Consider the following 19,401-nt stretch of genomic DNA (forward strand, 5'->3'; position numbering starts at 1 on the left):
CATTGAATAAAAAGCTGCTTGTCATTTCGCCCTACTTCCCACCGGTAAATGCGGCGGATATGCAGCGCGTGAGGATGAGCCTCCCCTATTTTGCATCTTGTGGCTGGGATGCCGAGGTAGTTACCATTGATGAGCAACATGCCGACCTGGCGAAGGATAAATTATTGCTGCAAAGCATATCTCCGGATCTTAAAGTTCATAAAGTAAAAGCATTGAGCAAAACGCTCACTTCAAAAATCGGGTTGGGTAGTATCGCTATCCGCTCGCTATGGTATTACCGCAAAACAGTTAACCGCTTGCTGACGAACAACAAATTCGATCTCATCTATTTTTCAACGACCCAGTTCCCGGTTTGTACCTTGGGCGCCTACTGGAAAAAACGTTTCGGGGTTCCCTATGTTATCGATATGCAGGACCCCTGGCATTCCGATTATTACATCAACAAGCCCAAAAGCGAACAGCCCCCGAAATATTGGTTCGCCTATCGCTTAAACAAATACCTGGAACCCATCGCCATAAAAAATGCAGACGGACTGATCAGTGTATCATCTGCCTATATCGATGATCTCAAATCCCGATATCCTGTAATTCAGCATATCCCGGCAGCAACCATAACTTTCGGTGCTTTCGAGCCGGATTTGCAAATAGCGAACAACAATCAAAAGCTTTTTCCCAGTTTGCTTGACGAGCACTCAATCAATGTCGTATATATCGGCCGGGGTGGTAAGGATATGCACAAGGCCATCAGCCCGGTGTTTGAAGCATTGCAAACCGGGTTAAAGAAAAACAGCGGGCAATGCACTAAAATAAAACTCTGCTTCATCGGTACCAGCTACGCCCCTGCCGGGCAGGGAAAAGCAACGATACTGCCTTTGGCCGAACAATATGGCATTGCGGACCATGTCGTTGAAATAACCGACAGGATCAGCTACTACCAAACATTGCTCACACTGCAACAAGCCGATGCACTATTTATCCCGGGATCTGACGATCCAAAATATACGGCATCAAAAATATTTCCCTACCTGCTCGCAAAAAAACCGGTGTTGGCCATATTTAATGCTGCCAGCTCTGCAATACCCATTATGCAGCAATATGGTGTACACCACGTTTATAGCTACGATAATATTACTTCTGAAAACGTATTTACATTTTTTGAGCAATTGACACAAGGCGGTCTAAAACCGGTTGAATATAATCCTGATGCCCTAAAAAACTACTCAGCACGGGAAATGACGCTGGCGCAGTGCCACTTATTTGATAGAGTTATTTATGAATGCCATTAAACGAACACTCGGTTTTATTTTGAGCCATCCTTTAGGAAAAAAACACCCTGTAAAAGCAATATGGCGGTTTGTATGGTGGCAGGTCCAGTCCAGGCTTTCAAAATCTAAATTTATTGTAAAGCCTTTTATTGGAGATGTCAGATTTTATGCAGCAAAGAGACTAAGCGGCATTACCGGTAATATATACACCGGTTTGCATGAATTTCATGACATGGCCTTTCTGCTTCATTTTTTAAAGCCGGGCGATACCTTTTTTGATATCGGCGCAAATGTTGGTTCATACACCTTACTGGCCTCCGGTATCACCAAAGCCAACAGTGTTACATTGGAGCCCGTCAAAGCAACTTTCGATATTTTAAGCCGTAATATCATGCTTAATAACTTGCAGGATAAAGTAAAACTCATTAACGCAGGCGCAGGTGCGGCAGCAGGCATGATCAAATTTTCGGCAGATGAAGATACCGGGAACCATGTCGTTTCTGAGGATGAAACAGGCAAAAAAACTGTTGAGGTGCCCCTGATCACCATTGATTCGTTACCGGACGAATACCAACCCATGCTTATCAAAATAGACGTTGAAGGCTTCGAAACTGAAGTATTGAAGGGCATGACCACCATATTGGATTCGCCGGCATTGAAAGCCATCATTATCGAGTTAAATGGCAGCGGTGCACGTTATGGATTCAAAGATATTGACATCCATAACCTACTGCTATCCAAAAGCTTTAATGCATACTATTACGATCCGTTTAAAAGGCAACTAAAAAGCGCCCCTTCCTATGGCACGCACAATACGATTTATTGCCGCGATCTTTCTTTTGTCAGGGACCGGGTTGAAAACGCAGGAGCTTTCAAAATTATGGGCGAAAGTATTTAAATGAAGAAACTGGCCGTTGTAATCACCCACCCCATACAGTACTATGCCCCGGTATTTAAGCTGCTGCATGAACGGCGGCAAATTGCTGTCCGGGTATTTTACACCTGGGGCGAGGGGGGAGCAGAAAAGTTTGATCCCGGTTTTGGCAAAAACATCCGCTGGGATATTCCCTTGCTTGAGGGCTATCCATATGAATGGGTGAAAAATATTTCGGCCGATCCGGGCTCGCATCATTCAAAAGGGATTGATAACCCTGATCTTATCAGCCGGATAAATACCTGGCAGCCTGACACTATATTGGTGTATGGCTGGTTTTATAAAAGCCACCTCAAAATCCTTAAATATTTTAAAGGCAAAGTATCCGTCATTTTCCGGGGCGATTCAACGTTACTTGACGATACCGGCGGGGTTAAATCATTATTGCGAAGCCTGTTTTTAAGGCGGGTTTACGCAAATATTGATTATGCGCTGTACACCGGTTCAAACAATAAGGCCTATTTTAAAAAATGCGGCTTAAACGAAACGCAATTATTTTTTGCACCGCATGCCATAGATAATGACCGCTTCGCTGCTGACAGGACCAACGAAGCCGCTGCTCTGCGCTATCAATTAGGCGTAGCTGAAGATGAAAAGCTCCTCCTTTTCGCAGGCAAGTTTGAAAGTAAAAAAGACCCATTGTTACTGCTTGAGGCATTTATTGATGTAAAGCAGCCTGGTACTCACCTGCTGCTTGCAGGAAATGGTATTTTAGAGACAGAACTAAAAACCAAGGCCAGCCGGCACAAAAGCGTGCACTTTATTGATTTCCAAAACCAGCATCATATGCCAGTAGTTTACCAGGCATGCGATATTTTTTGCCTGCCCTCAAAAGGCCCGGGTGAAACCTGGGGGCTGGCTGTAAATGAAGCTATGGCCTGCAGCAAAACCATACTGATATCAAATAAGGTCGGCGCGGGCACCGATCTGGTAAAGGATTACAAAAACGGCCTGATCTTTAATGCCGGCGACCTTACCGATCTAAAAAGCAAGCTAAAAACATTGCTTCTGTATAATAAAACCGCTTTATTTACAATGGGACAGCAGTCCGGGGAAATTATCAAAGGGTGGAGCTTTGGCAAGCAGGTTGAAGCGATAGAACAACTGGTGCTGAGTCAATAGCCCGAGGTCAAAAGTCAGGTTTCTGACCTTTTTACTTGGAACTTATAACTAAAAACAAAGGCAATTGATTAATAGCTTGATATTAACTACTAAATGCAGCAAAGCAAATCGATAGAGCGGTATATTGTATTGTTTATACCATGGTTGTTGGCACTGACCTGTAAAAGTGATAACATATTATCCTATTTTGTGGCGTGGGGCGGTTCATTTTTTATATTCCTGATTACGCTTACCGGCTGGGTGCGCCCGATCCCCAATGATCGTCCCATGGCCGAGCAACTGATGAGGCCTTTATTTATCATCCAGATCATTTTTGCGGGATACATGTGCTGCACATCGATCTTTTATTTTATGAATACCATCGGCTATGAAAATTTCAGGCACGTATTTATTCATACACTGAATGACAAGGACACCTTAAGCCTGATTGCTCGGTGTCAGCGTTATTACTGCCTGGCACATGCTTCCTTTGTCGCGGGCTTACTCATTTTCATGAACTATCCGGTGGCAAAAAAATATTATATAGAAACCGAAAAGCTGGCCAATCTGCTCATGATGGCAGCAATTATCAGCTTTCCGTTATCGCTGCTGTTTATCACAATTCCGGGCCTGTCGCAATTTTATTACCAGTTTAGCTCGCTAAGCTTTATTGCCGGCACTTTGGCCCTGGCGTTTGCCATACCTTTAAAAAAAGCAGGCAATACACTCATCTGTTTTTTACTGTATGCCTTTAACTTCTACCAGGCCCTTACGTCAGGGTTTAAAGAACCGATCATTATCAGCGTACTGGTTTTGGGCATCTTTCTGTATCCTACTTATAAAACACTGGTAACCCTTACCTTCGTTCCTATTATCCTCTTGTTGTTTACTGTGTTGCCAACCTATAACCATATTTTTAGGGCCAACGCCTGGAATGGAGAGACCAACAGCGACGAAGCTTCGCAACTGGCACTCGATGCAGCGCTGAATGGCGATAACAGTGATGTTCAGGATACCAACTGGGATTTCCTGGTATACCGCTTAAGCGAGATCGATATGTTTACCCGCTTTGTGCAGTCGACACCTAAAAATGTTGGTTTTTATGGTCTGGATCTTGTTAAACAATCGGCTATCGCTTTGGTACCAAGAGCAATATGGCCTTCTAAACCGATTACCGAAGACCTGGTCATGCAACGCGTTTATGATGCCGGGGTGGTTAACCGCAATTCAACCGTATCAGCCAAACCCGCTTATATTGTGGATGCCTATCTTTCAGGAGGCGATTTCGGGATTTTCATCTTCCTTTTTGCTTACGGCGCCCTCGCGCAGCTCATAGCCGTCAAAGCCGAAAAACTTTTTGGAGGATATATCTTAGGCACCGCACTTATATTTTCGGGCCTGTTCCAGATCATGTGGCGGGGCATCAGCTTTGAGTTTTTGTTCAACACCGTTTTCTGGAGCTATATCAGTATGCTGGTTATTCATAAGGTATTGATAAGCTCCAAAATTTTAAAAGAGGTTTGAAATTCCGCAACTGATTAATCCGATTATGAGAGAGTTGCGTTAATGAAAAAACATAAAATATGTACCTGCAAATGACCACCACATGAGCGCTTATAAAGATTACGATTATCCTGATGCAAGTCCCTGCCATGTATTTAAGGAGCTCGAGAAACCGCTTATGTCGTTATTAAATAAAGATATCAACAGCAGTATCCTTGATCTTGGCTGCGGCAACGGTCACCTGGTAAATTATTTATTGGCCAGGGGATTTAACGCTTACGGTATCGATGCATCCAAACCAGGCATTGCCATTGCCGATAAAATAAATCCCGGCAGGTTTTTCGTTCATGATCTTTCGATTGAAGGGTTACCGGAGCCATTAAGAGCTATGCAGTTTAATACCATTATATCAACTGAGGTTATTGAGCACTTGTACGACCCCTACGCGTTTATACGCCTTTGCCGCGATGTTTTAAGTGAATCAAAAGGAGAGCTCATCATCTCAACGCCATATCATGGTTATTTAAAAAATCTGTTTTTGAGTATTTTAAATAAATGGGATAACCATATCAGCCCTTTATGGCAGGGCGGGCATATCAAATTCTGGTCGGTTAAAACGCTTACGCAAATCCTCAACGAACACGGGTTTGAGGTAACCGCATTCAGGGGCTGTGGCAGGTTTTCTTATTTTTGGATGACCATGATCATTAAAGCAAAACTCAAGTGAGCGAAAGCCTGGATATTATTATCTTAACTTTTAACGAGGAAAAGAACATCGGCGACTGTCTGCAAAACGCGGCGGCGCTTAAGGGCAATATCTATATTGTTGATTCAGGTTCAACAGATAACACCCTGGACATTTGCCAAAGGTACACGCAAAACATCTTCAGTCATCCGTTTGAAAATTATGCAGCCCAGCGTAACTGGGCTTTGGATAACCTGCCTTTAACAGGTACCTGGGTACTTAACCTTGACGCCGATCACCGGGTAACACCAGAGCTTGCAGCGCAGCTCAATGATATTTTCAGCACACCGGTCAATACCGAAACTAACGGCTTCCTGATCAGCAGGCGTACTATATTTATGGGTGAATGGATTAAGCATGGCGGTCACTATCCTGCCTATCACGCCAACTTGTTTAGGCAGGGTTTCGGGCGCTGCGAGGAAAAGCTCTACGATCAACATTTTAAGGTTACCGGCAAAACACAGGTGCTTAAAACCGACATTATTGATGTGATAACCGATTCGCTTACCAGCTTCATTGCCCGGCATAACCACTGGGCAACCCTGGAAGCGCAATACCTGGTTGAGCAGCAAAATGCTCCGATTGTTGATAATAACAGCAAGCTGGTACATCCGCGATTATTTGGTAACCCGATGGAACGCCGCCGGTATATGAAAAAGCGATACGAGTCGTTTCCTTTATTCGTAAGGCCCGTAATTTACTTTATCATAAGATACTTTATAAAATTGGGATTTTTAGATGGAAAAACCGGGCTGGTATTCCATTTTTTACAAGGTTTTTGGTTCAGGTTTCTGATTGATGCTAAAATTTATGAGTTACGAAAGGAGAGCAAAAAATAATGAAACAGCCTGCTTTTTTAAATAACCCGGCAATACGGTTCATGCTGCTGTTTGTACCGCTGTTTGCTATTTTTTACAGCTTTAATATCTTCTTTTTTGGCATTACCAGTCCCGGCGGAAATTATAACGCTTTTTTAGCCGAACACCTAAATTATATTGCGGCTTTGAGACAAGTTTTATTGGATTGCAGTGTCATGATCCTGAAGTGGCTTGGCTATGCTGCCATCGATAATAATTTTGAGTTATTGGTTGCAGGTAAAGGAACACTGGCTATTGTATATAGTTGCCTTGGTTTGGGATTGATCAGCTTCTTTTCGGCTTTTGTGCTGGCCTACCCGTCCCCGTTGCGGTCAAAATTGGTATTCCTGATCTCTGGCATTTTAGTTATCGAATTTTTAAATGTGATGCGTTTTGTTTTGCTGGCCATCTTCTGGTCGAAAAAGGCAAACAGGATAGTTGATCATCATACCATTTTTAATATACTTCTTTACATTATTATAGCGGTTAGCCTGTATATTTGGATTAAACGTAATGATAAGCTTACCGGCACTGATGTCCAGAACTGATCTTTCAACTTATAATAATCATCCTTATCATCCTGGCGGCAGTGCTTTAAAACGTATTTTATGGTACTACTTTAATACTGTATTCTTTAAAACAAGCATTATACCGTCAAGTGGGTTCAAAGTATTTTTCCTGAAGCTATTTGGTGCCAGGATAGGTAAAAACGTAACTATCAAACCCTGTGTAAATATCAAATATCCCTGGAACCTACATATAGGCGATGAAAGCTGGATAGGCGAAAATGTATGGGTAGATAGTTTGGTGCTTATCCATATTGGTGCCCATGTGTGCCTGTCGCAGGGAGCTGTGTTGTTAACCGGAAATCACGATTACAAAAAAACATCCTTTGATTTGATAACCAAAGGCATAATTTTGGAAGATGGCGTGTGGATCTGTGCCGGGGCTATGGTAACCCCGGGCATAACGGCCGCCTCGCACGCTGTATTAACCAGCGGCTCCATCGCCACAAAAAACCTGGAAGCCTACGGCATTTACCAGGGAAACCCCGCGGTAAAGATCCGGGAACGGGAAATCGGTTAATACTTATACATCATTTGCTTAAAATAAATCTATGCTGAAACAGAAACTACAAACCCACCAAATCATTTTATTGGTTATCAGCGGGATTGTTTTCATTATGGGCATTATGCTGATCATAGCCCCAGCCGCCATTTACCCCGACCCCAGCAAGGGCTTCCAGGTAATGCGCTCAATGGAAGTGGGTTCGGCATTTAATGTCATGGTTAAACCAGATCAAAATGATATCAGCAAAAACACGTCAGAATTTCTGGCCTGGTGGTCACCGGGGCAATACCTGGTACCTTATTTTTTTAAGCTTATCTTCGGCGTTAACACCGGTCGCGCTTCTTCAATAGCAACCCTGCTATTTTCGTTATCAGGCATTTTCGGCTTTTACTATTTCTTTAAAAGAGCAGGGTTTACACCAATGATCTCGGCTTTAAGCGTACTGTTCATCGTAATTCAGTTGTCCTTTTTTACGCCTTATGTATTTTACAATGGCGGCGAGGTGCTGCTTTTTGGATACACCGGCTGGTTTTTATACGGATGCATAGCCATTGAAAAAACTAACTGGAAACTGGCCGTATTTCTCTTTATAGGTGGAATATTAGGCTTCATTTGCAAATCGTCATTTTTATGGATGTATGCCGCCACCTGCTGTTTTTTATGGCTTAGGTTTTCAATGGGGACAAAAGACATCATTGGCTGGATAAAAAATGGCATATGGATAGGGATCCCTGCGGTATTATCCTTATTTATGATCTATCATTTTTATCTCTCAAAAGGCGCTAACCCGTCATCGATAACCGGAAGCATAAAGCTGGCTTGGGAAACTTTTGGCTTTCCTTTGGCCTCGCCAATATTAACCGCTTTTTCGATAGATGACCTTACAAACGGCCTTTTATTTCATGATGACCCTCCCATGTTTACTTATTTGGGGGGGGTGATAATTGTGCTGATCTGTGCTGTATTAAGTATTTTACTGATTTGGTTTATTGTAAAAAAGGTACCTCATAAAAATTATGCGCTGCTACTGGTGGTTTTTTATGTGGTATCGGTGCTGTTTTTCGGGCAATCATTTTTAAGGCAGGCCAACATTTCTTATGAAGCAAGGCATTTGAGGCTTATCGGGCTCATCGCCGCTCCCGGCATCATTTACCTGGTAAGCAGACTGCAAACTGGTTATAAATACCTCTTTTATTTTATATGTTTTGTAATAGCCTACTCAAGCTACAAATACTTTGTGCCAAGTTACTTTCAAAATAAAAATATAAGCGCAAGGGGATATTCGGGGATAGCACAGTTATTTATCGATCAGCAATCGTTAAACTATATCCGTAACCTGGATAAGCAAAATACCAATGCCATTTTTGTATTTAACAGCCCTGATCTGAGCCTGGAAATTGAACGCAACCGTACTATAACCGTTGAGACCATTGGCGCTGAAGTGTCTATTGATTACGATGATTATGTATACAAAGGCCACGCCGGGCCGCTGTTTATAGTTTTGCCCGCAGATTACATCGGTCCAAAATCAACTATCATGCGCAAATGCTTTCCTGGCTATAGCGGCTTTAAAATGACGATGCTTAGTAATGACTATATTTTGTGGGAGGCTAAATAACATTCATGTCAAGGCCTGGATTAAAGCGTCGGAAGAAGCTATATCAATGATTATCTCCGTTAAAATTTAAATAGCACATTGAAACTTCTTTACGGGATACCGGTTCATTTAACATTCATAACTCGCGACATTGAGTTGACATTAACAACGTATAAAAACAGCAGCGTTTCTTTTCAATAGCAGTTCCGAAACTTTACAGGTTTATTAGACACCTGCTGCAATTCCCATTCTTTGGGGATTCAAACCACATGTTCCGATATAGTCGGCGGCCCGGAGCGTTTCATCATTTCAAGGTTTCCGGCGCCGGTCATGTTATCAATCTCTGCATCATCCATTATCCAGGATATGAACGTAAGTCAAACCTGCCTACCCGGATTGGCAGCTTCCAGGATCTTTTCCCCTCCCGCTCAATTGAAACAATTCCTGATATAACTTTTTAATCTCCTCAAACAATCCTGCCTGTCGATTAACGGTGTATTGATATTGAACAGCGCTTGAATCATGGCATGTATATTCGATGAAATTACTACAGGCCCCTCAACGAAATTCTTAATCGCTTCCATGAATACTTTTAACACTCCGCGACCTGGTTTAAAGTATCATCTTCGATCCCCCCTTTTGTTCAAGCATGGAGATGCTTTTTCTGATTCCAAGCGCCCATCATGCACGATACCCGGAACCCTCCTGCATTTCAAGAAAGCTTAATATTGCCTGCCTGATAATTTTTCTGTCTAACACACATATCATAAGTAAATACAATTAATGCGTTTAAGATCGATCATATATTAAATACCCGATTTGTCTTATATAGAACTATCGATCGGATTAAATAGGCATCTTATAGTCTCCGATAGAACGTTACAGAATAGTTTAGCACCTTTTTGACTTCTACTTTTGTCCTGCTGCTCAATAAGGAACAGCTTAACAGCAAAACTTCCCATGAACGAACGTATGTCCGTACCTGCTTATCGTCCAGACCCCGGCATAGCGGCGTAAGGCGTCGCCCGGACATTCGGAATATAGTTCCGGCAGACCTGTAAATCCGACCGGCACCAAACGCTGCGAACCCGGAAGAAGCCTTTTGAAATGACTTATTTAACAAATGATATAGATGGTAATCAAGATACCCCCAGCTCCAAAAAAGACAAAACATTTTACCTATTTTATTGGAATAGATATTTCTAAGAACAAGCTTGACTACGCAGTATATCTGGAAAAGAAGTTTATATCCCATACGGTGACTGCAAACGAAAAAGCGGCAATTCTAGAATTCGTCGGCCGCCTTAAAGAGGCCCCGTCATTTAAAATGTCTAAAGCGGTCTTTTGCATGGAAAACACGGGCATTTATGGGAATCATTTGTTAAATACCCTCGCAAAGCTAAAAGCAAACATTATCCAGGAGCATCCTTTAAGAATTAAGAGATCCATGGGAGTATCTCACGGGAAAGACGATAAACTGGATGCCATGCGGATCGCTGATTACGCCTGGAAAAACAGGACAGAGTTAAAACTATGGACTCCGAAAAGACCAATTATCATTGAGCTTGCTGATCTAATGGCATCCAGAAACCGGCTATCCACGATCTCTCAAATGCTGAAAACCCCGCAAAAGGAGAAAATGGCTTTTATCAGCAAGACGGCGCACAAGAAACTTGCAAATATTTGCAAAGACAGTATAGCGGCTATCACAAAGGATTTTTTAGCTATCGAAGAGCAGATGAAATTACTGATCAGCCTGGATCCCTATTTACAAAGGTTATTGGAAGTCATCACATCAGTTCCTTTTATCGGATTCATCACAGCCGTTAACATCATCATTTGTACCAATGAATATAAGGATATTACTTCTCCAAAAAAGTTTGCCTGCTATGCAGGCATAGCGCCATTTCCTAACGAATCAGGTATGATGACCAGACGTAAACGGGTATCTCCGATGGCTAATAAAAAAATGAAATCATTATTGCATCTCTGCGCGGTGGGCGCCGGCACCCGCAACGAAGAACTTAAAATTTACTACAGCCGAAAAGTTGCAGAGGGAAAACATAAAAGATCAATTATCAATGCAATACGATACAAACTGGTATTAAGGGTATTCGCATGCCTGAAACAGGACCGGCTTTTCACTAAAGATTATCAGCACCCTGAAGCAACAGTGAAAAAGGAGGACGTTCTTCCGCACGAAGCTTTCCGAATCGACAGCCAAGCTGGTTAAATGGTATCATAAAAGGAATAAATATAATTTTGGTAAAGGGGTGCACTATGCTTTATCCGGAATTTTATCCCCAGGCTATCAGCGCGAGGCACCGGTATATTTAAAGAATCTCAGCGAAGGGGCGAATTATTTTCTCTCACAAGTTAGGACTTATCACCAGAATAAATCCTCTTCGCTTTTTTCTTTCCGGGCATCGATAGTTAGCGGGTTAAATGGTACTATAATAGAAAATAATTATGATATAATAACTGCAATATCCTTTATCCGGCGTTTCATCCCAAACAATGACGCAAAACGCCTGCATATTTAAAGATTCACAAGCGAAGGGGCGAATTATTTCTTGGCACAAGTTAGGACTTATCACCAGAATAAATCCTCTTCGCTTTTTTGGTCCAACGCCATCGACATCAGAAGCGTTGCGGACATCGGTCTGATAGCGAATATAAAACATTAGCGTATACCCCTGTATCAGGTCGTTCCACCCGATCCGGAACTAAAAGGGTATTTTAATGGAAACGAAGCAGTGGAGAAGCATAAGCATAGATTACCGACACGATGCGATCAAGCTTGTTTTAAAGTTATCTGAGTCTCCGAAGCAAGACCGGCTTTTAAAGATTATTAACACGATGAGGTCATCGCGGAAAAAGAGGACGTATCTGCAGTTTCCGAACATCAGTAACCTACCGGACCAAAGAATGTAAAAAGATAGATGATAACAGTATTAAACATAGCAGGTGAACTATCCTTTATTCGAAGCTTTGACTTAAGCCATGACTCGAGTGACCTGTTATGTTTAAACTACAACCGTACAGCAAAGAGCGCATATTATTTGTTGACATGAGTAATCACAAACCTACCTTATTAAACAACAGACAAAAAACAGCAGAACTTTACAGGGAAACATCAAGTCGCATTTAGTATATGACAACTATTTTATTACCAAAAACTACGAAAAGAATGTTTTTAATTTGCGTCCACTACGCTTAACACACTGGAAATAGTTTTTAACGCTAATGCGATATGTTGTTTTACTTATCGCGTTCAGCTTCAACTTCTTGTTGGGTATTAATTGTAATAGGAGCAGAAAAAAGGAGACCCAGGTCAGGATTATGAGCGGGGGCAACGGATGCCCCGCTAAAGGACGATCAGGCCATGCGGCTTGGGCAGGCACCTTCAATCCCACCACGCGCTCCCCGGGCTCCATTACGCCTCGAATCCCACCCTGCGCGTGCAGGAGTGTATTCGTTTCTCATACGCACCTGCCTTTCCCGCGGCCCTTATTGGCTGATCACAGCACCGCGGTCACAAATTAGCTACGCATAAAAACTGTCAAGTATTTATAAACCGGCTATCGCCGGCCCTTGACAGTTTTCATTCTAAAAGCTCCTGTTTTTTTAAGTGGTGAAAGACTTAATATGCGGCAAAGTAGGAAAGTAGTGTGAGGCAGTCGCTATTTTTCTAATAAGCGTTCATATAGCCTCTTCATTTCACTATGAAGCTGTTTTATTTCTACCAACGATTCCAGCCATTTTTCCATCGGGTTGAAAGTACATTTATAATATTGGCTATAAGCAACAGCTTCGTCATTGAATGTATTAGCTATGATGTTTACCGCTTTGCTATCATCTAAGTTTTTGATGGCTTCAACCGGTACTTTCAGAATCTCAGCTATTTGATTCAAAAGACCATCTTCAATGACTTCTTTTTGTTCAAGCAATGATACCCTTTTCTGACTCCATTCTTCTCCAAGTGCGATAGCCAACGCATCTTGCTTTAATCCAAGCATTTCGCGAAATCGTTTAATATTGCGACCCTGATGGATGTTTTTCGGCATGTCAGTTGTAGTATTCATAAATCAGTATGTAGAGTTCGTTCAAAATTAAACAAAATAATACAAGCAGTGCTTTACCCAATTTAGAAATAATATCCGGTAATGTATATATAGAACAATCACAAGTATATGAACGGAAAGCCGAAAACCCAAACTTGATATCGCAAATTGCGATATCAAGTTTTATTCTTAAAGATAGCCAGTGCTATTGCCTGGAAAATTTAAACCTATTTATTAAGAACACCCCACGCGTACTTTAGGCCTAAAAAAATATGGATTGATCAGCACATTTTGCTAACGCCCGCGATAAACGGCTGTGCCTGTCGCCTCTAATTCCATTCGTCTACGAAAACCCAAAAAATACATGAACCGGATATCTTTTCAGCAAAAGGAATATGGCAGGCAGGCGCGTTCCCGGAACCAGGCGCATAAATGACAACCATTTTCACGTATGTCCCATTAACTTAGATCCTCATTAACCGCTGAACCATAAACGGCCATCCTCCTGCTGTCCAGTATCGTTCCGACAGCGGATCCGGATTCATGACAACCATATAATCAGATGGGATCTCCAACGGATTGGTAGACCTGATAAATTCCAAGGTATCGCCGTCGTAAAAAGTCAGCACATCTCCTGTGGTATACAGCTCACGCCGGGCCGGATCCGGGTTCCTCCCGATATCGATAGCTGAATTACGCAATTCAATGGTGCTGGTGCTGAGATCAGACAGGTTTACGACCCCGAGTGTAGTGCTATTTTTGAGTATATAAAGCCTGTCCGGATTAAATGGGTCCAGTCTGATCATGCTGATATTTGTACATACGCTGTCGGAAAGGATTTCAACAGTATTTTGCGATGGGACATCGATGATCTGTAAGTTTTTATTCTGGTTGATCAATATCCAGCGGCTCCTTACAGCGTCGACCTCCATGCCATAACCAGCAGATGGAACGGGAATCAACGGTCCAAACACGAGTTCGGGATAAGACAACGGATAGACCCCATTTGCCCCCCTTGAATAGCACAGGATCCGGTTATTACCAATCCCGTCCCATTTCAGGTCTGAGGCATCGGAACCATTCGGTACAGTTATTTCTCCCGAAAACGAGTCCAATAGGGTGTTAAAAATTACAATCCTGCCAAACGGGTATGTATGCATTAACAAGCGATTATTCGCCTGTACATCATTAAAGATAGACGTGGGCCCTATAAATGGCGCCGACAACCCCGCAAATGACGGAATGGTACCGACATAGCAGGTAGAGGTCCTTGCTCCCATAGCCCCGGACAGGCCGGTTCTGATTCTGGCCCCGTTAATTTGAATCTCTTTCAACATATTAAATCTTTATTTTGGTGAGTGCCTTCGGCAGGTATCCTCCAGCGATAAAATAACGTACCCGGTCCGGTGAATTATCAAAGGCGATAAAAGTGTCCTGCGCTCCCAGGTTATTGCTTAAAAGCGCCCATGTATTGGCATCGAAGGCACTTAATCCCCCGCCGTCACTATAACCGGACGCATAGATCCTGTTGGATTCCGGCGACGGATCGAAAGCAATATCATAAATACCATAAGGAAGATTAATCGTCCGCAGGGCCAGAGTAGCCGCATTCAACTTTATCAACGGCCCGTTCGTAGTAATAATATAGAACTCTTCCGGATTCATCGGATCGGCCTTTATCTTCCGCACTACGGTAGTAAGGCTGCTGTAGAACCTGTATTTCATATTAAAGTCGGGTAGTCCCAGGATACATAAAGCGCCGGTAAAATCAGCTGTTATTACCTGGTTTCTGTCCCTGTCAAGCTCGAACGATCGGCTTCCGCCGCCTGGTATCAGTTCCCCGATCCCCAGCGTATCCCGGTCTATAGGATAAAAGCCGCTGAATGTGGAAAACATCAGGTAGCGGTTGCTTGCCTCGTCCAGCCTGATATCGGTAAAGCCCCGGCCATTGAGATCAATGACCGTGTCGATTTCCAGTGTATCTGCATTATAGACAATTATTTTTCCTGTCGGATAGGTCCCTACAAAAAGGCGTCTCCTTTCCCTGTCCAAAAGCATTCCCGTAGTATATATCGGGACGCCGCCAGGCACCGGTAACGTTACGATATCCCAGTTCATCCTGTCCCTGAGGTGCAGGGCTGACCCGTTGCTCAAAAAAACAGCGGAATCATTTTTTAATAAATGGCTCATATCAGGCGATGCTTATGGGATATTTGATCCAGTTCGATGCGTCTATTTTTTCATAGACATAATTAATGCCGCGCACATGCTGAAATATCGTCGCCGAAGGATAAGCTGAATTGAGCTGAACCGATGTCAGGGCACCGGCACCATCGTCGACCCCGGTCGCCAGATAATAATCCTGAACAGTCGCCGCCACCTGCGCAGTCCTGCGCCACTGGTTGATCCCCACGCAATAATAAACATACTGGCCGTCTGCACTTTGCTGCCCCGGTTTACCGGGCACACTGGCAATGCCCGAGGAAAAATCGGCTGAGGTAAGCGGCCCGCTGGCAACCATGATCTCCACAAGATCATAATGCGCTTCAGGTCCCTGATTGGTAACCGACACCACTTTTTCGCCGGTAGGGACTACAGGAACAGCGTAACCGATCTGCCCGGTTGCGGATTTTTTAAGGACGCTTTCCGAAACCTTGATATGCCCTTCCCTGCTGGGATGTATTCCGTCATTGGAATCTGCGGGATTATTCGGATCGTACAGCTCGTTGAAATCAACAACTGTAACCGGGTAACCCGGAAACTGCAACACGGTTTCTTTGATCGCCGCCGTCATAGCCGCGGTGTTGGCACGGCTTCTGTTGGCAGGGTCTGCCTGGTATTGCGCATCTGAGACTTCCGGGCAGGTCAGTACGAACACAGGCGGATAAACACTGGCAGCACCCAGCCAGCCGATATAATCAATGATTGTTTTAGCATTGCTGGTGGTCGTTATTTCCAGTGCTGCCACATCATTTACGTAAAAATCCGTGATCAGGACCACCTGCGGTGTCAGCGAATTATCGGCAAAGGTGTTATCAGTTATCCCGTTCGTCTTACCAACCGGGTCATAGGTATAAATGACATTGCCCCGGTAGGAAACCGTGAAACCGCCGAGTTCCCCGGAATTGGCACAACCGTAAGTCCCGATGACCATCGTGCAACGGCCGGGGCGCTGCGAGATCACTATTGAACTTCCACTGACACTGGAAGAAATAGCGGACGCGTTCGTAAAAGACGCGAGTGTAGCGGCCTTACTTCCCCTTCCGCTCATGTTTTCATCTATCCAGACGCCTGTTTTCGAGCCCGCATTGAAATTATTTGCGGGATACACTTCTTCCATAAAAGCGCTTGCCAGCAAAGAACCCAGTGTGCCCCGCACTTTATTGGTACTTTTCTCCAAATCGCCACCTTTAAAATCGTTAAAGCCGACCTCAACCAGGAAACCGGTGTTACGGTTAGCCATTAAGGGCGAATTAGCGTAAAAACGCTTGAGCGTCTGAAAACTATTGGCATTATTTTCGGCGAAATTGAAAAAATCCAAGGTATTTGTAGCTTTGCTGAAGAATAGCGAGCTATAGCTTTCATAATAAACGCCGCCGCTCAAGTATGCAGTTATATCAGAGCCATAAGATTGGGCGAATTTGATATTATTGACAGGCATGTTCGGCCAGTATTCGGTTAAAGCGCCGACGTCTTTGATATTGCTCCAGGCGACGTCCCCCTCTCCTTCCCCTGCTTTTGTCAGTAGCTGGCCAGTTGTCCCCCCGGTGGGAATCCCATTCCCTTTTGCCGCAAGTTCGTCGATCTGTCCCTGTAATGCACTGTCAATAGCCGAACGGGTAGCCGCTTCGTTGTCCACATCGTTAATAGATGCTTTGCCTGCCAATGCAGAGGAAAGTCCGGCTATTTTGCCGGCAGGGATTGTATCTTCATCCTTATGCCAGAACGAATCTATCCAGGACGCAAACTGACCTGCTGTAGGTTTCGCGCCTTTGGTGAAAAATGATTTTAATGATAGCCTTGATGCCATTGTAATGTATTTTTAAATTGTAGGAAATTAGGATGGTCCAGGTAAACATTCAGCCCGGCTCCCTTTTTTAACGCCGCTCTGGTCGCCATCGTTCTGTAATGATTCAGGGATAGTAAATTTTAATTTAAAAAGTCCCTGGGATCGGTTCAATCCAGCACCCTGTCTTATAAGGGTTTAAAATATTCATCGGATCTGGAGTAGCGCTCCCTGTTGTTTTCGTTCTGCCAAATAGTTTTGCCCACAATCCCCTGCCGCTTCCGCCATCGAGATGGTTCGCTTCGACCTGGATACCGGTGGTGTCTGTCACAGAAACATACTGCTCGTGGTCGTGTTCGATCAGGTTGCCGCTCGTCATGGTCACTTTTTTTGCACCACCGGTCGTTCCTTCTGCAAAATCAGGATCGTCAGGGTTAAAATGTACGGGGAACCGTCCGCGCCAACCGGGGACCTCCCGCCAGCCAGCCGGGATATTGCTGACTCCTCCCGTCCACCACCAGGCACCGCCACCAGTCTTAAAAGGCGCTGTCAATTTTTCGATCCGGTCGAGCCTGGCCAGCACACCTTCAGGCGTATTCCTTTTAAAATCAGCCCACGAATAGCTGCTAACCCCGTTATCGCCGAATTTAGCGGTACGGACATACTTCACGGTCCGGGAGACATTATCGTCGAAAGTCAGCGCGGTAGCTTCTTCCGTGATGATCACTTTAGCCTGTGCCACACCGCCCGTAAAAGGCAGGATCTCACCGTTAATGACCACTAAGCCGTTGCTGACCGACCCGCCGCTGACCACGCAGCCGGACAGGATCGACAGCGGTCCCGAAAGATTTGCGGCCGAGGCCGCGGTATTGATGCAATCCTGCATAAATTGCAGGACACCCTGGTCAAATGGAAAGCCGCCAGGTTGTGTAAAATCATATCTGTTCATATCGTTCTGTATATTAAAAATCGTTTTCCTGCCAGTTTATAGTATTTCACCAGCGCGTTCATCTCTACCAGGTCCTGTTCTCCGAGGGGAACCGATGAGGGTATGTTGACGATAAAGTCAACGCCCGTGTCGCCGTAATCGCCGGGGTTATGAAGTGCTATGGTACCGGTATACAAAGGTTTGTTTTCGTCAGTCCTGAAAATAAACGTCCGGTCAAAAGCGAAAGCATCAGCTAGGGAGATCCGCCGTTCAGTTGGATCAAAACGGTCATTGAGCACCGCCCGGAGACTAAATACCCTCCCGTCATGCACAAGATTATAAAGGTCTGCCGCACGACGTACCAGCAAGCGGTTATACAGCAGGACAAAGGGACTACAAAGTGCGCGCAACCAGGCAAAGGTCACTGGTTTCCGCTTGAACCCCGGTATGGATTCCATAATCAGCCTGTCATAGCTGATATTGAAAAGCTTATCATAATCAGGCATACGGATAATAATTTATAGTAAAACCATCTTCGATGACTCTCAGGTACCCCGCATCCGGTATGAGCCGCTCTTCAATCTCGGTGAATGGCCGAATCCCATATCGTGATTGCGCGCTTAAAATCCCCACCAGTGCTACGCCTTCCACAGCCTGTAACTGGTCCATCAGCCTTGTTTTGGCGAATTCTCCGTTGAAACGGAGGTTTTGCAGGTAAGTATTGACCGCATCGATGACCGGGATGTCCCCGTTACCGTCGATACGGGCCCCGATACCATCCAATACCAGCGGATCATAGTAGATATCCAGTACCAGTTTAAGATCATCCGGCGGAAGGCTGTCCACATGGACGCGCACCCCGGCATCCTTGTTGTCAAAAACATATGCGCTGAATGCCAGCTTTTCCTCATCGGAAAGCTGCCCGTAGTCTCCACCGGTTTGTTTAACAACCTTCATGCGGATCGAGCCATCCGTATTTTCTGTAACCGCCGCCTGACTGATAACCTTCTGAGCCGCAATCTGCGCATCGCTCAGCCCCGTGTTCAAGTATTGATCAGTGTCGGGTATCAGCGCCTGGCCGTATTGAAAGCGCAGGGCCAGGTCCCGGTACCAGTTCAGTGTATGCGGCTTTTTGGTAGACAGGGTTTCCGTGATCTCTGCAGCGCGCAGGTCAAAAAGTACATCGACCGTCCATGCCACGAAGGCTACGATATAAGCCCATAATTTAAAATCAGCCACTGCACTGGAGTGGTCCAGCGCTGCCAGTGTTTCATCGCTGTTTACCTTGCTGATGATCTGGCCATTCCAGTAATCTATTGTTTGTGCCATA

At 44.4% G+C, this 19,401-nt stretch carries 17 protein-coding genes; 10 read left to right on the top strand and 7 right to left on the bottom strand.

The window, feature by feature from the left end; translation table 11 throughout:
• Positions 1-2: 2 nt before the first annotated feature.
• The 10 genes from SNE26_RS20245 to SNE26_RS20290 all read left to right on the top strand — a co-directional run bounded on the left by SNE26_RS20245 (position 3) and on the right by SNE26_RS20290 (position 11,306).
• Positions 3-1,286, top strand: coding sequence for a glycosyltransferase (locus SNE26_RS20245; RefSeq protein ID WP_321555713.1), 1,284 nt, complete (start codon positions 3-5; stop codon positions 1,284-1,286).
• Positions 1,273-2,163: an FkbM family methyltransferase gene (locus tag SNE26_RS20250; RefSeq protein ID WP_321555714.1), complete on the top strand. Its 891-nt coding sequence runs from the start codon at positions 1,273-1,275 to the stop codon at positions 2,161-2,163. The genes SNE26_RS20245 and SNE26_RS20250 overlap by 14 nt, the downstream gene beginning before the upstream one ends.
• A complete protein-coding gene (locus tag SNE26_RS20255) occupies positions 2,164-3,321 on the top strand; it encodes a glycosyltransferase family 4 protein (RefSeq protein ID WP_321555715.1) in 1,158 nt (385 codons plus the stop codon).
• A gap of 93 nt (positions 3,322-3,414) precedes the next feature.
• A complete protein-coding gene (locus tag SNE26_RS20260; protein ID WP_321555716.1) occupies positions 3,415-4,824 on the top strand; it encodes an exosortase Y-associated Wzy-like protein in 1,410 nt (469 codons plus the stop codon).
• 82 nt (positions 4,825-4,906) lie between these two features.
• A complete protein-coding gene (locus tag SNE26_RS20265; protein WP_321555717.1) occupies positions 4,907-5,530 on the top strand; it encodes a class I SAM-dependent methyltransferase in 624 nt (207 codons plus the stop codon).
• A complete protein-coding gene (locus tag SNE26_RS20270) occupies positions 5,527-6,387 on the top strand; it encodes a glycosyltransferase family 2 protein (protein WP_321555718.1) in 861 nt (286 codons plus the stop codon). Before SNE26_RS20265 ends, SNE26_RS20270 begins: the two co-directional genes overlap by 4 nt.
• Positions 6,387-6,953, top strand: a complete 567-nt coding sequence (gene xrtY, locus SNE26_RS20275; protein ID WP_321555719.1) for an exosortase Y — start codon at positions 6,387-6,389, stop codon at positions 6,951-6,953. The genes SNE26_RS20270 and xrtY overlap by 1 nt, the downstream gene beginning before the upstream one ends.
• Positions 6,940-7,491, top strand: a complete 552-nt coding sequence (locus SNE26_RS20280; protein WP_321555720.1) for a WcaF family extracellular polysaccharide biosynthesis acetyltransferase — start codon at positions 6,940-6,942, stop codon at positions 7,489-7,491. Before xrtY ends, SNE26_RS20280 begins: the two co-directional genes overlap by 14 nt.
• A gap of 31 nt (positions 7,492-7,522) precedes the next feature.
• Positions 7,523-9,094, top strand: a complete 1,572-nt coding sequence (locus SNE26_RS20285; RefSeq protein WP_321555721.1) for a hypothetical protein — start codon at positions 7,523-7,525, stop codon at positions 9,092-9,094.
• 1,111 nt (positions 9,095-10,205) lie between these two features.
• Positions 10,206-11,306: a transposase gene (locus SNE26_RS20290; protein ID WP_321555722.1), complete on the top strand. Its 1,101-nt coding sequence runs from the start codon at positions 10,206-10,208 to the stop codon at positions 11,304-11,306.
• 1,450 nt (positions 11,307-12,756) lie between these two features.
• Here the strand turns inward: SNE26_RS20290 and SNE26_RS20295 are convergent.
• The 7 genes from SNE26_RS20295 to SNE26_RS20325 form a co-directional block, all read right to left on the bottom strand.
• Complete coding sequence (locus tag SNE26_RS20295) at positions 12,757-13,158, bottom strand: helix-turn-helix transcriptional regulator (protein ID WP_321555723.1); 402 nt, start codon at positions 13,156-13,158, stop codon at positions 12,757-12,759.
• A gap of 443 nt (positions 13,159-13,601) precedes the next feature.
• Positions 13,602-14,297: a hypothetical protein gene (locus SNE26_RS20300; RefSeq protein WP_321555724.1), complete on the bottom strand. Its 696-nt coding sequence runs from the start codon at positions 14,295-14,297 to the stop codon at positions 13,602-13,604.
• A gap of 178 nt (positions 14,298-14,475) precedes the next feature.
• The gene (locus SNE26_RS20305) at positions 14,476-15,327 is read right to left on the bottom strand and encodes a hypothetical protein (protein WP_321555725.1); all 852 of its coding nucleotides are present in this window, start codon (positions 15,325-15,327) and stop codon (positions 14,476-14,478) included.
• A 1-nt stretch (position 15,328) separates the two neighbouring features.
• Positions 15,329-17,167, bottom strand: coding sequence for an SGNH/GDSL hydrolase family protein (locus SNE26_RS20310; RefSeq protein WP_321555726.1), 1,839 nt, complete (start codon positions 17,165-17,167; stop codon positions 15,329-15,331).
• A 124-nt stretch (positions 17,168-17,291) separates the two neighbouring features.
• On the bottom strand, positions 17,292-18,092 hold the full coding sequence (locus SNE26_RS20315; RefSeq protein WP_321555727.1) for a hypothetical protein: 801 nt from the start codon (positions 18,090-18,092) through the stop codon (positions 17,292-17,294).
• Complete coding sequence (locus SNE26_RS20320; protein WP_321555728.1) at positions 18,089-18,577, bottom strand: hypothetical protein; 489 nt, start codon at positions 18,575-18,577, stop codon at positions 18,089-18,091. Before SNE26_RS20320 ends, SNE26_RS20315 begins: the two co-directional genes overlap by 4 nt.
• Positions 18,570-19,400: a hypothetical protein gene (locus SNE26_RS20325; RefSeq protein WP_321555729.1), complete on the bottom strand. Its 831-nt coding sequence runs from the start codon at positions 19,398-19,400 to the stop codon at positions 18,570-18,572. Before SNE26_RS20325 ends, SNE26_RS20320 begins: the two co-directional genes overlap by 8 nt.
• Position 19,401: the final 1 nt, after the last annotated feature.

It is taken from the genome of Mucilaginibacter sp. cycad4, assembly GCF_034263275.1.
Classification (GTDB): Bacteria; Bacteroidota; Bacteroidia; order Sphingobacteriales; family Sphingobacteriaceae; genus Mucilaginibacter.

Excerpts from the sequence above, each read along its gene's own strand:
- SNE26_RS20250 (WP_321555714.1), top strand. The coding sequence starts at position 1,273 with ATGAATGCCATTAAACGAACACTCGGTTTTATTTTGAGCCATCCTTTA.
- SNE26_RS20255 (WP_321555715.1), top strand. The coding sequence starts at position 2,164 with ATGAAGAAACTGGCCGTTGTAATCACCCACCCCATACAGTACTATGCC.
- SNE26_RS20260 (WP_321555716.1), top strand. The coding sequence starts at position 3,415 with ATGCAGCAAAGCAAATCGATAGAGCGGTATATTGTATTGTTTATACCA.
- SNE26_RS20265 (WP_321555717.1), top strand. The coding sequence starts at position 4,907 with ATGAGCGCTTATAAAGATTACGATTATCCTGATGCAAGTCCCTGCCAT.
- xrtY (WP_321555719.1), top strand. The coding sequence starts at position 6,387 with ATGAAACAGCCTGCTTTTTTAAATAACCCGGCAATACGGTTCATGCTG.
- SNE26_RS20280 (WP_321555720.1), top strand. The coding sequence starts at position 6,940 with ATGTCCAGAACTGATCTTTCAACTTATAATAATCATCCTTATCATCCT.
- SNE26_RS20285 (WP_321555721.1), top strand. The coding sequence starts at position 7,523 with ATGCTGAAACAGAAACTACAAACCCACCAAATCATTTTATTGGTTATC.
- SNE26_RS20290 (WP_321555722.1), top strand. The coding sequence starts at position 10,206 with ATGGTAATCAAGATACCCCCAGCTCCAAAAAAGACAAAACATTTTACC.
- SNE26_RS20295 (WP_321555723.1), bottom strand. The coding sequence starts at position 13,158 with ATGAATACTACAACTGACATGCCGAAAAACATCCATCAGGGTCGCAAT.
- SNE26_RS20300 (WP_321555724.1), bottom strand. The coding sequence starts at position 14,297 with ATGCATACATACCCGTTTGGCAGGATTGTAATTTTTAACACCCTATTG.
- SNE26_RS20305 (WP_321555725.1), bottom strand. The coding sequence starts at position 15,327 with ATGAGCCATTTATTAAAAAATGATTCCGCTGTTTTTTTGAGCAACGGG.
- SNE26_RS20310 (WP_321555726.1), bottom strand. The coding sequence starts at position 17,167 with ATGGCATCAAGGCTATCATTAAAATCATTTTTCACCAAAGGCGCGAAA.
- SNE26_RS20315 (WP_321555727.1), bottom strand. The coding sequence starts at position 18,092 with ATGAACAGATATGATTTTACACAACCTGGCGGCTTTCCATTTGACCAG.
- SNE26_RS20320 (WP_321555728.1), bottom strand. The coding sequence starts at position 18,577 with ATGCCTGATTATGATAAGCTTTTCAATATCAGCTATGACAGGCTGATT.
- SNE26_RS20325 (WP_321555729.1), bottom strand. The coding sequence starts at position 19,400 with ATGGCACAAACAATAGATTACTGGAATGGCCAGATCATCAGCAAGGTA.